This window comes from Paenibacillus sambharensis, from assembly GCF_003233845.1.
In the GTDB taxonomy this organism is placed as follows: domain Bacteria; phylum Bacillota; class Bacilli; order Paenibacillales; family Paenibacillaceae; genus Paenibacillus_I; species Paenibacillus_I sambharensis.
On record NZ_QKRB01000057.1, the window covers coordinates 494,723 to 507,376 of the forward strand.

Sequence of the window (12,654 nt, forward strand, 5' to 3'; positions counted from 1 at the left end):
CAGAATAGCGGCTTGATAAGGCCGTGTGCGAGCATTATTTTCCGGCTGCGTATTCATTGATGGCTGTTGGTACATCGGGCAGATGCTGGAGGGTCAGGAACTGTCCCTTCGGCTCCACATTAATTTCGACAATATTATACTGCCACTCGGTCTCCGTTGGGATATAGATGGCATGGATGCCAGCTGTCAAAGCGGGGACAATATCCGTCCGGATGGAGTTTCCAACCATCCAGGTGTTATCGCGGTCGAAGCCCTGCTCGCTAACGATGGACTCGAGCGCTTGAATATCCTTATGCTGACGGACATAGATGCGCTCATCAAAGTATCGTTCGAGCTGGAAGCGTTCGATCTTCTTGAACTGAATGAGGGGTTCCCCGCCCGTATAGAGATGCAGATCATGGCCGGCCATCTGCAGCTTGAGCAGCGTCTCTTCCATATAAGGATAAGGCTCGGTCTCCGACTCGTAGACCGACAGGCCGAGCTTCCATAAGTTATCCTCTTCAGCTGGATTGGTCTTGCGTCCATACAGCCCAGCGAAGTAGCGGTAAGTCTCGACGAAGGATTCCGGGAAATGCTCACTCTTGAAGCCGGAGGTCTGTACGCCGGCAATATCGATTTCTGTCTGTCTGTCACGGATCTCGTCGGTGGTAAGCGGGTGTGATGCAAACCACGTTTTCATCAAATCCACGAACTGGTCAATGACTAGGTAAAAGTACTTGTTGCAGTGCACTAGCGTATCGTCTAAATCGAACATAATCGTCTGTTTCATACGGTCTCTCCTTTGTCTGTACATCCTGCCATGTCTCGTCTCCAATCTACCGCACTTCACTGTATCCGTCAATTCGCATAAACATCCCCGGTTTGCTGCATAATGAGGCGGTGGAGGTGAACCGAACATGCCTTATAACCGCAGTGAGGAGATCAAGCATCAGCAGAACATGAAGTCGATGAAAGAGGAAGCGATCACTCTAAAGCCTAAAAAAGCAGCCGACCGGCCGCCTAATTTGAACAATATCGAGAAAGAGCTACCCTAGTCGATGGAAGACTATATGTAAAGAAGGGATCGATGCAACGATCCCTTCTTTGCTTTTGTTCTATGTGAGCAGGCTGATTAAGCGTACTTTTGCTTCTTGGCAGCTAGATCGTTCTTAATGAAGGAAATTCTCTTGCGTACATAGAAATCCAGGCTCTCACCCTTCAGTTCCTTCGGGGTTACGACCGATTCCGCATTGTTGTCTATAATGGTTAAAGCCCCGTCTGAATAGAACTTGAAAGTTAAATCCCGGTAAGGCCGATGACGCTCGATAAATCTGTAATGCTCGCAGCTGCGCATGATCATACACCTCCGAATAGGTAAGAAATGAATGAATTCAGGAACATTTGTTCCCTTCCTTATTATACCAAACATTTGTTCGTGTGGAAAGTATTATTTTTTTCCCTTAAACTATTTGGTTAGAAGCATCAGAAAAGGGGAACGTACATGATCAAAATCGAGCATCTGACCAAGCAGCTGCCGGCCGGGCAGAAAGTGCTGGATGATATTAATTTGCAGGTGCATCCCGGTGAATTCATTGCAGTGCTCGGCGGGAGCGGCAGCGGTAAATCGATGCTCCTCAAATGCATGGCTATGCAGGAGGAGTGGAGCAGCGGCAGCTATAAGCTGGATGGCGTAGATGTCCGTAAGAAGGGCTTGGCCGGGAAAATGAAAGTCAGGCGAGAATTTGCCTACCTAGCGGAATCGCCTATGCTGAATCCGAACAGGTCGGCACTGAAGAATGTTCTGGTCGGCACAAGGCATCAAACGCCATGGTGGCGTATGCTGACGGGTATGGTCCGTAATGACGACTATATGGGAGCCATGGACGTACTGGAAAAGCTCGGCCTGCTGGACAAGGCGCACACCAAAGCCGAACATCTAAGCGGAGGCGAGAAGCAGAGGGTGGCGATCGCCCGGGCTTTAGTCCACGGAGCGAAGGTAATTTTGGCAGATGAACCGGTCACTGGACTGGACCCTCATTCAGCGGAAATCATCCTGAAGGATTTGAAAGCGCTGTGCAGCACCCGGGGGATCACCATTGTGACCGTGCTTACACAGGCAGACTGGGCGGAACGGTTCGCAGACCGGCTGGTCGGTTTAAACGGAGGAGACATCGTGTTTGACATAACCGGCAGACGACTGATGCAGCGGGAGAAGATGATGCTGTGAGCGGCTATGAACTGCGGCGGATGACGGAGGATTCCCTTGAGGAAGCGTACAGGCTGGAAGCGGCCTCCTATACAGAGGAAGCAGCTGCAACGCTGGAAGCGTTCCGTTACCGGCTGGACAGATATCCCGGGTATTTCTGGGGTGCATGGAAGGCCGGCAGACTGGCCGGCATTGTCAATGGCATAAGGACCTTCCAGGAGGATACCAGCTCGGATGATATGAAGGGGAGTCATCTGGAGAATGGGCAAGGTCCGAACCTTTGCGTACTGACAGTGGCCGTGAGTGCAGACAGCCAGAGGCAGGGGATCGGCAGCCTGCTGGTGCGGCAAATCGTTGATCAGGCTGTGGCAGACAGGCTTGCATCCGTCATTCTGATGTGCGAGGAGCACCTGATCCCTTTTTACGAACAGCTTGGATTTGAGTATCTAGGTGAATCATCCTCACGGCACGGGGGCATTGCCTGGTTTGATATGAGAATGTTACTGCATGATCATAAAGGCTAAGAAGAAGGGAAATTGACGGTCACTGTCGAATAAAGTTAGGTATCTGACATTAGGGAGCGGCTGCATGGACACCTACCTTATCCTCGTATTGACAGTAATGGCTGTCACGATCATAGGATTACTGCTATATATAACTAACAAAAATCGTATAAAAGAAGGAAGCAAGCGGCTGATTAGAGAGCGGGGAGCTGAAGCGTCCAAAGGCCACAAGACCGCAGGCTCTTCGCCAAGCTCCGGCAGAGGAAATACGGATGGCCCTCCAAGCATTCTTATCGTGGATGATCAGGCGGCCATCCGCATGCTGCTGGCTGAGGTCTTCCAATCATCAGGCCTGATCGTACATGAAGCATCCAGCGGCAAGACGGCAATCGAACAATTTCGTGACCACCGGGTTGACTTTGTGCTGCTTGACCTGAAGATGCCCGACATGGATGGCCTGGAAGCCTTGAAGGAAATACGCCGGATGGACCCGCATGTGCAGACCGTCATGATATCGGCGTATGGCGACGTAGATAAGGTTGAAACGGCACGCAAGCTGGGTGTGGAGAAATTTTTTACGAAGCCGTTTGATATTGAGAAGCTGCGCCGCTATGTGCTGCAGCAGCTGCAGGTAGTTGACCGTTAAGGCGGGCAGCAATCGGGGATGATAGCGGAGAAGGGTGGACCGTTGATGAGCAAATGGGCAGGTATAGCTGCCAATGCGGCGCTTGGGCTGATATTTCCGTATGTACTGGCAGGCGTAGTCCTGCTGGTCTACGGATTTATGCAGCCTGCTGAACGGATCGACCAGATATTCGGCATCCTGATTGCTGCCGGTTATACCGGACTTGTTGCTGCAGTTAACTGGATAACGCTGCGTGGTCAGGCGGCAGCTGCTGTTTGGCAGGGACTTTTCCTGAATGCACTCGCTTGGTCAGCTGCATGCGCGCTAACGTTATACATTCAGCGATACGGCCTGTTGTAAATGTCCTAATAACACGTAACGAGCGGATCGCTATTCTGCCCTGTCAGTAGTCTTTCTAGCTTTCACCTGTCATAGACTAACGCTATGGAGGTGGAAGCTATGGGGATTACGTTGACAGGGCTTCTTGTTTTTGCATTTGTATGTATTGTGATTGCCGTAATCGGCTGGAAGGCCGGGAGCCGCGTATCAGGGTGGGACCATCATCCGGGCGGCACTCCCTTATATATCCGTTTTATTGAAGATAAACAGCAGCTTAACCGAATGGGCTACCCTCAGCAACTGAATCGAAGAATTGGGGCCTTGTCATCCTTTGGGCTATCGTTCTCTTCAATGTCTGTTCTTGGCGGTGCTGTTATCTGTCTGGGACCAGTTCTGAGCTATGCGGGTCCTGCCGGGTTTGGCTTCGGGTGGCCGATAGCTGCTTTCTTCGCCGTCATGCTCTGCACGGCCAAGGCGGAGCTTGCTTCAGCTTGTCCGCTCGCTGGAGGGCCGTATCACTGGGCTAAGAAGCTTGCTGGCAGCTGGGCCGGAAATGTAACAGGCTGGCTGCTGCTGGGCGGCCAGATGACGCTCGTGGTGGTCGCCAATGGTGCAGCAGCCTTGCTTATTGCGAATCTGGTTCCTGCTATTGCTGGAAGCTCCTGGAGACTTGCGTGCATGCTTGCAATCGCTGTTCTGCTTACCGTTCTGCAGGTGGTCTGCCATATAGGAAGCTCAACAGCGGTATCCCGCCTGCCCGCGGCGGGGATCTGGATACAGACGGCTGCCGTGCTTACGGTTGTCACGCTTGTCGTGTGGCTGGGTGATATCGACCGGATCGACGCAGGGCGGCTGTTCCAAGCGGCAGAAAATGGGGAAGGGATTAGTTTACACGGCGGCGCTGCAGCGCTGCTGCTTCTGATGAGAATGTTTCTTGGAGCTGACACGGCTGCCTACGCAGCCGAAGAGACAACGGACCCTGGGCGGCAGGTCCCGTGGTCGATGTTCTTGTCAGTCTCCTACCAATACATATTCGGGTTTGTCTGTTTCATCTTCTGCATGCTGGCCTTGATGCACCCGGTTCTGGGGATGGCGGGATATGCGGATCTTATGGCTGTTGCCGCCACCATTGGAAGCTTCAGCGGCTTGGGGACTGCTCTGCAGTCAGTCGTTGCCGTAGCTGCCCTCTATGGGTTGTGGGTATGCGGATCCAACGGCATCTTCGCTTCTTCCCGCCTGTTGTTCGCTATGGCAAGGGATCGTGCAGCTCCGGCGGCCTCCCGAATTTCAGAGGTTTCGTCCAGATTTCATGCGCCGGTAAAAGCCATCCTAATAAGCGGTTCCGTTATTATAGCTCTTATGCTGGCTGTCATGTTGAGCGATGGCGGATTCGGTCTCCAAACGATCATGATGATAACCGCCTGCACGACGGGCTTAAGCTACAGTGCCTATGGCCTGTTAATGCTTCTGCATCTGCTGCGATTTGCTGGTCGGTCTGAGAGCAGCAGTTTCCATATGGGGAAATGGAGCCGGCCGATCGCCGCTGCCGCCCTGCTGTGGTGTGGAACCGCATTAGCTGTATCCTGCTGGATCGGCGGGATGTCTGTGGTCTATATGCTCTTTATCTGTCTAGCCGGCGCGACAGCTGCTGCACTGGGAGCCGGGAGGAAGAGCGGGCGGGGAGTTCACAGAGCTTCACGGTCGGTACCTGAACGAAGCAGATTGCTGGCGGAAGAGCGGAATTATATCTATTTCAGCTAGTTAATTTCCCCGCTTGTATTTCCCGGGGAAGCGCAAAAATCAGCAGAAACATTTCGTAATCGACGAATATCTTGGGGGCGGCTCGACAGAAGCTGATGGAAGCTGAAGGCACGTTATAGAGCTGTGCCGGTTTGCCAGCAGGTTCCGGGCCGCTTATAATATGGTCAAGTAAATGACAAAGGAACGACGAAGGAAGAGGGAGGAATGCGGGAATGACTGGCAAGGGAACTGTGCTGATCACAGGCGCCGCCGGCGGCATCGGCTCCGTGCTTGTGGAAGCCTATATACAGGCCGGCTGGCGTGTAGCCGCTACCGATCTTGAGGACCTGTGTGCAGGGCTGGAACAGAAGATCATGAGGCATGGTCAGGCTTTCGAGTTTATGGTCTTACCGGCCGATCTGCAGCGGCCTGAGGACATAGAAGAGTTGTTTCTGGAGCTGGACAAGCAGGGCTGGTTAGTCAATACGCTTATTAATAATGCAGGCTTCGGGATCACGAAGCCGCTGACGGATTTGACGGTGGCCGAATGGGACAGTGTGCTGAATGTGAATCTGCGGGCGGCATTCCTGTGCGCCAAGGAAACGGCAGCAAGATTGAGGAGAGCAGGTGCGAGCGGATCAATCGTCAATATATCCTCTACACGCGCTATCATGTCAGAACCTGACACGGAAGCTTATGCAGCGTCGAAGGGCGGTATTTCGGCTCTCACCCATGCCCTGGCAGCCTCCCTTGGTCAAGACGGGATCAGGGTCAACTCGATTAGCCCCGGCTGGATTGAGATTGAGGATTACGAAGCGCTGCGGGAAGTCGATCATAGTCAGCATCCGGCTGGCAGGGTCGGCAGACCAGCTGATATCGCGCGGGCCTGCTTGTATTTAACGGACCCGGGCAATGATTTTGTAACAGGAACCGATTTAATTGTAGACGGCGGCATGACCAGGAAGATGATTTACGAAACATGAAGGCGGGCGAGCGAGAGATGGAGAGCAAGCAGCTGGACGGCGGCCAGACCTGCCAGGAGCAGGATCGGTTCGCCGTCTTTCTACAGCAGTATAACTGGCGGGAGCCTTGGCGCTGTGAACACCGGGAAAGCGGGATGAACAATACGACCCGGATGATCTTTGCCGGTGACAAGCGCTATGTGCTCCGCGTATATGAGAATCATAGCGATGCAGGTAAGGTGCAGCTGGAGCATGACATATTAAGTGCGCTTAGCGGCACCTTCCCTCTTAAGGTCCCTGTGCCTGTTATGAACAGCATCGGTTCGACAGTAACTCGGTCACCGGAAGGCAAGCTGGCTGCGCTGTACGAGTTTATAGACGGTGAGCGGCCGAACCCGGACTGCTTTTCCCATGTGGCGGGACTCGGAAGGGCTGTCGGTCTTCTGTCGCTGGCGATGTTGGATATCAGGACGGACAGCAGGCCGGTGTACGAGCCTTACTATGAGCTGGCGGACAGTTATGCTGACTGGACAGCGGATACATTAATCAACCTCGCTGAGACCAGAGGGCTTGCAAGCAGTGTTCGAAGTGAAGTCGAATATGTCTGCGCCGAGGTGGAGCGGCTTAAGCAGCAGCTTCCAGACATCAAGCAGCTTCCCGAGCAGTGGATTCACGGTGATGTAAATTTCACGAATGCCGTTGCGGACGGGAACAATATAACCGGCATTCTTGACTTTGAATTTGCCACTCGCGACACGGCCGTCATGGAAGCCGCAATTCCGATGCTCGATTTTATCGGGGAGAAGAAGAGCGGAGACCCTCTAGAGAAGATCAAACTGTTCGTGGAGGGCGTTGGTTCTGCCCGCAGATTTACAGGTGCCGAGCTGCGGTGTCTGCCTGATCTTATCAAGCTGAGAATGGCAGATGTCTGGCTGCATTTTGCCGTAAGGCTGTCGAATAATATCGATGGGCTCTCTGTATGGACGGAGCAAACCTGGAAGGCAGGGGCTGTGTTCCGCTGGGTTGAGAGCCACAGGAAGCAGCTGGACAGGCTGCTGGAGCAGTGTTTACGGTGATTGTCTGTGATTTTTTCCATAGGGTATGCCGACTGTGGTTGGTATACTCTTGAGGAGAAAATTACCAATTAGGTGGAACAATCATCGTTTCTATATTGATACATGTTCCAGTAAAGGAGTTGTATCATGACAAAGCTGCCTGTAACGAATGAGCTTGGTTTCTTCGAAATCAGACTGGAATCGATCGGCGGGCTGGGCGCCAACCTGGCCGGTAAAATGCTGGCTGAAGCAGGTGTTGTTGGAAGCGGATACAATGGGGTGAGCTTTTCTTCTTACGGATCGGAGAAGAAGGGGTCGCCTGTTAAGGCGCATATCCGTTTCTGTGAATTGGACGTCAACATCAGGGATACGACTCCGGTTGAGCGTCCGCATATTGTGGCTGTCTTTCACGAGAATCTGGCCAAGACAGTTAATGTTGTAAGCGGCGCTTATCCGGACAGCATTGTGCTGGTCAATAGTGCCCAAGCTGCTGCTCAGCTAAAGGAGAATCTGAAGCTGGCAGCCGGCCGCATGGCTGTTGTTGATGCGACGGGGATCGCCCTGGAAGAGCGCAACAAGGTGAACATGGCCATGCTGGGGGCTTTGTTCAGGCTCTGCTCCTTTCTCGATGCGGACCATATGCGGGGCATCATCCGCAAATCGCTCGAGAAAAAATACCCGCAAGCGGTGGAGGCTGCTCTGCGTACCTTTAACAGGGGCTACGACGAGGTGACCACGACCGTCTTCTCGCTCGCGGCAGGTGAGGCGATGCCTGAGCCGGTAAGATGGGATATTCCGGTTCTTGGCTATAATACGCTGCCGCTTGGCGGCATGATTACGAACCCTGGGAACAGTCTGTTTAAGGATTTGAGCATATCCCGCCAAGGCATGCTTCCGCATTTTGATGCTTCCGCTTGTATTCACTGTGCAGCTTGTGATACCGCCTGTCCGGACCTCTGCTTCGTCTGGAAGGAGCAGCCGGACAAGAAGGGCCGGCCGCAGATGTTCCTGCAGGGGATCGACTACCAATACTGCAAGGGCTGCCTCAAATGTGTAACAGCCTGTCCGACAGATGCACTGAGCTCCCGGCGTGAAGTCGGGGACTACGCGCTTGCGAACCGGACATTGCAGCGGTTTCGTTACGCATGAGGCGGATTCAATTGGCAGGCATAATGAGGAAACGGGGTGGGTCATATGGCCATGGAGATTGAACGCGAGGTTTCGGCAGGGACCGTGGAGCAGCGGATGGTTTATGAATCAGGCAACGAGATGGCGGCTTATGCCGCTCAGCAGATTAATTATCATGTCATGGGTTACTTTCCGATATCGCCTTCAACAGAAGTAGCGCAGTATCTGGATCTTATGAAGGCGGCAGGCAAGCATGATATCAAGCTTATTCCGTCTGATGGGGAGCACAGCTCCGCAGGCATCTGCTACGGGGCTTCTGCAGCCGGCGGACGAGTCTTCAACGCAACAAGCTCGAACGGCTATTTATACATGCTGGAGCAGATGCCGGTTCAATCGGGAACCCGGTTTCCGATGGTGATGAACCTGGTGTGCCGCTCGGTATCCGGGCCGCTCAACATTCACGGCGATCATTCCGATCTCTACTACGCGCTGAATACCGGCTGGCCGGTTCTGATGTGCCGGGACCCTCAGGCTGTCTATGATATGAATCTGATCGCGCTCAAGCTGGCTGAAGATCCCGAGGTCAGACTTCCTGTTCTGGTTGCCTCTGACGGCTTCTTCACTTCCCATCAGAAGCGCCGGGTACAGACGTTCGCGAGCCGTGAGGATGTGCAGCGGTTTGTCGGTGAACAGCCGCCGCTGGGCTTCGCTCATGTGCTGGACCGGAACAATCCGATAACCGTCGGGCCTTATATGAATGAGCCGGACTATATTAACAACTGCTATCAGCAGTCAGTTGCCATGTATAAAGCCGGTGAAGTGTTCGACCGTATCCGCCGTGAATACCGGATGCTTACCGGCCGCGATTACCCGGTCCTTGATCTGTACCGGATGGACGATGCCGAGGTCGCGGTGTTCATGATGAATTCCGCCTCCGAGATTATGAAGGATGTCGTGGATCAGCTGCGCGCCCGCGGCATTAAGGCGGGGTCCATCGCGCCCAATATGATTCGTCCTTTTCCTGAGAAGGAGATTGCCGAGGCGCTCCGTAACGTCAAGGCTGTAACCGTAGGAGACCGCGCTGACTCCTACGGGGGGCATGGCGGCAACATGACGCATGAAATTAAAGCAGCTCTCTTTACGCACGGCAACCGTACCACACTCGTTATCAGCCGGGTATACGGATTGGGAGGCAAGGACTTCTACGCCGAGGATGGTCATGAGTTCTTCAAGCTGGCGATGGATGCGGCGAAGAGCGGCTATGTGGAACGCCCCTTTGACTATTATGGACACACGGCAGGGAATTGGGAGAAGGCGCCAAAGCGGCTGCTGGAACCCTTGAGGCCGGAAGATCTGAATACCGGCCTTATTACAGTCAGCACTGAAGAAGAGAGCGGCAGGCTGAAGGTGAAGGTGCCGCCGGTCCGTCAGTTGACTAATAAGCCGAAACGGCTGGCTCCGGGCCATGGCGCATGCCCGGGCTGCGGGATATTCTCTGGACTTGAGCTGTTCTTCAAGGGGATTGAAGGAGATATTGTTGCGCTGTACCAGACCGGCTGTGCAATGGTGGTCACGACCGGCTTTCCATATTCGTCGCACAAGGCAACCTACATTCATAACCTGTTCCAGAATGGTGCGGCTACATTGTCTGGGGTCGTGGAGATGTTCTGGGAACGCAAACGGCGGGGCGAGCTGGATGGTCTGGGCCTGAAGGATGACTTTACCTTCGTAATGGTAACAGGCGACGGCGGCATGGATATTGGCATGGGTTCAGCCATCGGTTCTGCGCTCCGCAATCATCGGATGATCATTCTGGAATATGACAATGAAGGCTATATGAATACAGGAGCCCAGCTGTCTTATTCCACCCCCATCGGTCATCGGACCTCCACTTCGAATGTTGGCGCACAGCAGGGGGGCAAGGCTTTCCAGCATAAGGATACGGCGCAGATCATGGCTGCGACGAATATCCCTTATGTATTTACCGGGGCGGAGTCCGCACCCCAGGATCTGCTTAAGAAGGCGGCGAAAGCCCAGTACTATGCCCAGCATGAAGGCCTGGTATACGGCAAGCTGCTCATTGCCTGCCCGCTCAACTGGCTCTCCGAGGAGCAGATTGGCCAGACTTTGATTGATCAGGCGGTTAACAGCTGCTTCTTCCCGCTCTACGAGGTGGAGCATGGGATTACAGCCATTACCTATGATCCTGAGGACAAGAACAAGCGGATACCGCTTGCTGACTGGCTGAAGCATATGGGCAAGACCAGGCATCTGACCAAGCCGGAGCATGCGGACACCTTGAAGGCATTCGAGACAGAGGTGGAACGCCGCTGGCGGCGGCTGAAGGCGAGACATGAGCATCCGGATTTATAATCGTTAACATGGTAAAATAAACAGCAATAGAAAACCCGCCCTGCTATGGAGGGCACTGAAAAAGTCCGTTTTATAGAAAAGGTACAGTCACACTCAAGAAATTGAGGAGACTGTACCTTTTCTCGTTTATAATTAAGGTATCACAGAGAGCGGGTGAGCGAATGATTCGGCAGCAACAAACGTTGATGCTTAGTCCATATGCCAAGCTGTACGATATGTTGATCCCCAAAGACAATATGCTGCGTCAGATCAACGAATTGGTGGACTTCGCGTTTATATACGAGGAACTGAAAGACAAGTACTGTCAGAACAACGGTCGAAATGCCATAGATCCGATCCGTATGTTTAAATATCTGCTACTCAAGGCGATCTTCGAGCTGTCAGATGTAGACATTGTGGAACGTTCACGGTACGACCTTTCGTTCAAGTTCTTTCTAGATATGGCGCCGGAAGATCCGATCATTGAGTCCAGTTCCCTGACGAAGTTCCGCAAGCTGCGCTTGAAGGACATGAACCTGCTGGACATGCTGATCGGCAAGACAGTAGAGCTTGCCATCGAGAAGGGAATCCTGAAGAGCAAGTCCATTATCGTAGACGCCACCCACACGAAAGCACGCTACAACCAGAAATCGCCGCGTGAAATCCTGCAAGATCGGGCCAAGAAGCTGCGGAAGGCCGTGTATGCTGTGGACGAAACGGTTAAAGTCCGCATGCCGGCCAAGAACACAAACGATGTGCTGGAAGATGAAATTGCCTACTGTAACAAACTTATTGCCTTCGTCGAGACAGAGTCAGGAATTGCGCAGCTGCCGAAGATTACGGAACCTCTGAATCTCCTGAAAGAGACCGTGGACGATGATGTCGAGCAGCTTCGTCTGGCGGCAGATCCGGATGCACGCATAGGCCACAAGAGTGCAGACTCCGCCTTCTTCGGTTACAAAACGCATCTGGCCTTGACTGAAGAAAGAATTATTACGGCAGCGGTGATTACGACTGGCGAGAAGAATGACGGCAAGCAATTACAAACCCTGATTGAGAAAAGCCAAGCGGCCGGCATGCAGGTGAGCACCGTCATCGGCGATGCCGCCTATTCCGAGAAGGACAACCTGGTCTATGCCAAGAGCAACGAGATTGCGCTCGTGTCGAAACTCAACCCGCTCATTACGCAGGGGAACCGAAAGAAAGAAGACGAATTTCTGTTCAACAAAGATGCCAGCATGTATGTCTGCACGGCAGGGCATATGGCAGTCCGCAAAGCTCGGCAAGGCAAGAAAGGTGTAGGCAAAAATCAGGTGGATACTTACTACTTCGATGTCGAGCGCTGCAAGCGCTGCCCGCTCAGGGAAGGCTGCTACAAAGAGGGAGCAAAGACAAAAACCTACTCTGTCAGCCTGAAATCTGATGAACACGCCGAACAGATGGCCTTTCAAGAGACAGAGTATTTCAAAGCAAAAGCCAAGGAACGCTACAAGATTGAAGCAAAGAATAGTGAACTTAAACATAGACACGGGTTTGATGTCGCCACATCCTCGGGTCTGCTTGGCATGCAGCTGCAAGGGGCTATGACCATATTTGCCGTAAACCTCAAACGGATATTGAAGTTAGCGGACTGAGGATGCCTCGTAAATCCCAGACAAACAGATTAAAGAAGAAGGCATCTGCACCGAATTTTCGGACAGATGCCTTCTTTGTACACCTAAATGTGGCCGCGTGAAGAAAATTGCTTGGTTTTTCAGTGCCCTCC

13 protein-coding genes are annotated in these 12,654 nt (G+C 53.0%); 11 read left to right on the plus strand and 2 right to left on the minus strand.

The window, feature by feature from the left end; translation table 11 throughout:
* Positions 1-34: 34 nt before the first annotated feature.
* Positions 35-769, minus strand: coding sequence for an HAD family hydrolase (locus tag DNH61_RS24065; RefSeq protein WP_111149362.1), 735 nt, complete (start codon positions 767-769; stop codon positions 35-37).
* 127 nt (positions 770-896) lie between these two features.
* On the opposite strand from DNH61_RS24065, the gene DNH61_RS26535 reads away from it, so the two are divergent.
* Entirely contained in the window at positions 897-1,034 is a 138-nt protein-coding gene (locus tag DNH61_RS26535; protein ID WP_181438845.1) for a hypothetical protein, read from the plus strand.
* A gap of 77 nt (positions 1,035-1,111) precedes the next feature.
* Here the strand turns inward: DNH61_RS26535 and DNH61_RS24070 are convergent, their stop codons facing one another.
* Positions 1,112-1,333 carry a hypothetical protein gene (locus DNH61_RS24070; RefSeq protein WP_111149363.1) on the minus strand — a complete coding sequence of 74 codons (222 nt, stop codon included), beginning with the start codon at positions 1,331-1,333 and terminating at the stop codon, positions 1,112-1,114.
* 147 nt (positions 1,334-1,480) lie between these two features.
* Between DNH61_RS24070 and DNH61_RS24075 the strand changes: the two genes are divergently transcribed.
* From DNH61_RS24075 to DNH61_RS24120, 10 genes are all read left to right on the plus strand, one after another.
* The gene (locus DNH61_RS24075) at positions 1,481-2,206 is read left to right on the plus strand and encodes a phosphonate ABC transporter ATP-binding protein (protein WP_111149364.1); all 726 of its coding nucleotides are present in this window, start codon (positions 1,481-1,483) and stop codon (positions 2,204-2,206) included.
* Positions 2,203-2,709, plus strand: coding sequence for a GNAT family N-acetyltransferase (locus DNH61_RS24080; RefSeq protein ID WP_111149365.1), 507 nt, complete (start codon positions 2,203-2,205; stop codon positions 2,707-2,709). Before DNH61_RS24075 ends, DNH61_RS24080 begins: the two co-directional genes overlap by 4 nt.
* Before the next feature lie 64 nt (positions 2,710-2,773).
* Entirely contained in the window at positions 2,774-3,334 is a 561-nt protein-coding gene (locus DNH61_RS24085) for a response regulator (RefSeq protein ID WP_245948308.1), read from the plus strand.
* A gap of 45 nt (positions 3,335-3,379) precedes the next feature.
* Positions 3,380-3,673, plus strand: a complete 294-nt coding sequence (locus DNH61_RS24090) for a hypothetical protein (protein ID WP_111149366.1) — start codon at positions 3,380-3,382, stop codon at positions 3,671-3,673.
* Between the two features lie 99 nt (positions 3,674-3,772).
* Positions 3,773-5,413, plus strand: a complete 1,641-nt coding sequence (locus tag DNH61_RS24095) for an APC family permease (protein WP_181438846.1) — start codon at positions 3,773-3,775, stop codon at positions 5,411-5,413.
* A 212-nt stretch (positions 5,414-5,625) separates the two neighbouring features.
* Positions 5,626-6,375 carry an SDR family NAD(P)-dependent oxidoreductase gene (locus DNH61_RS24100; protein ID WP_111149368.1) on the plus strand — a complete coding sequence of 250 codons (750 nt, stop codon included), beginning with the start codon at positions 5,626-5,628 and terminating at the stop codon, positions 6,373-6,375.
* Positions 6,372-7,430 (plus strand): phosphotransferase, encoded by a 1,059-nt coding sequence (locus DNH61_RS24105; RefSeq protein WP_111149369.1) that lies wholly within the window; start codon positions 6,372-6,374, stop codon positions 7,428-7,430. Before DNH61_RS24100 ends, DNH61_RS24105 begins: the two co-directional genes overlap by 4 nt.
* Positions 7,431-7,556: 126 nt before the next feature.
* Positions 7,557-8,558, plus strand: coding sequence for a 2-oxoacid:acceptor oxidoreductase family protein (locus tag DNH61_RS24110; protein ID WP_111149370.1), 1,002 nt, complete (start codon positions 7,557-7,559; stop codon positions 8,556-8,558).
* A 45-nt stretch (positions 8,559-8,603) separates the two neighbouring features.
* Positions 8,604-10,910 carry a thiamine pyrophosphate-dependent enzyme gene (locus DNH61_RS24115; protein WP_111149371.1) on the plus strand — a complete coding sequence of 769 codons (2,307 nt, stop codon included), beginning with the start codon at positions 8,604-8,606 and terminating at the stop codon, positions 10,908-10,910.
* Between the two features lie 161 nt (positions 10,911-11,071).
* Positions 11,072-12,523, plus strand: a complete 1,452-nt coding sequence (locus DNH61_RS24120; protein ID WP_111145368.1) for an IS1182 family transposase — start codon at positions 11,072-11,074, stop codon at positions 12,521-12,523.
* The last annotated feature ends 131 nt before the right edge of the window (positions 12,524-12,654 follow it).

Bases quoted from the DNA above. Each gene is read 5' to 3' on its own strand.
- DNH61_RS24065 (WP_111149362.1), bottom strand. From the start codon at position 769: ATGAAACAGACGATTATGTTCGATTTAGACGATACGCTAGTGCACTGC.
- DNH61_RS24070 (WP_111149363.1), bottom strand. From the start codon at position 1,333: ATGCGCAGCTGCGAGCATTACAGATTTATCGAGCGTCATCGGCCTTAC.
- DNH61_RS24090 (WP_111149366.1), top strand. From the start codon at position 3,380: ATGAGCAAATGGGCAGGTATAGCTGCCAATGCGGCGCTTGGGCTGATA.
- DNH61_RS24085 (WP_245948308.1), top strand. From the start codon at position 2,774: ATGGACACCTACCTTATCCTCGTATTGACAGTAATGGCTGTCACGATC.
- DNH61_RS24110 (WP_111149370.1), top strand. From the start codon at position 7,557: ATGACAAAGCTGCCTGTAACGAATGAGCTTGGTTTCTTCGAAATCAGA.
- DNH61_RS26535 (WP_181438845.1), top strand. From the start codon at position 897: ATGCCTTATAACCGCAGTGAGGAGATCAAGCATCAGCAGAACATGAAG.
- DNH61_RS24100 (WP_111149368.1), top strand. From the start codon at position 5,626: ATGACTGGCAAGGGAACTGTGCTGATCACAGGCGCCGCCGGCGGCATC.
- DNH61_RS24120 (WP_111145368.1), top strand. From the start codon at position 11,072: ATGATTCGGCAGCAACAAACGTTGATGCTTAGTCCATATGCCAAGCTG.
- DNH61_RS24095 (WP_181438846.1), top strand. From the start codon at position 3,773: ATGGGGATTACGTTGACAGGGCTTCTTGTTTTTGCATTTGTATGTATT.
- DNH61_RS24075 (WP_111149364.1), top strand. From the start codon at position 1,481: ATGATCAAAATCGAGCATCTGACCAAGCAGCTGCCGGCCGGGCAGAAA.
- DNH61_RS24115 (WP_111149371.1), top strand. From the start codon at position 8,604: ATGGCCATGGAGATTGAACGCGAGGTTTCGGCAGGGACCGTGGAGCAG.
- DNH61_RS24105 (WP_111149369.1), top strand. From the start codon at position 6,372: ATGAAGGCGGGCGAGCGAGAGATGGAGAGCAAGCAGCTGGACGGCGGC.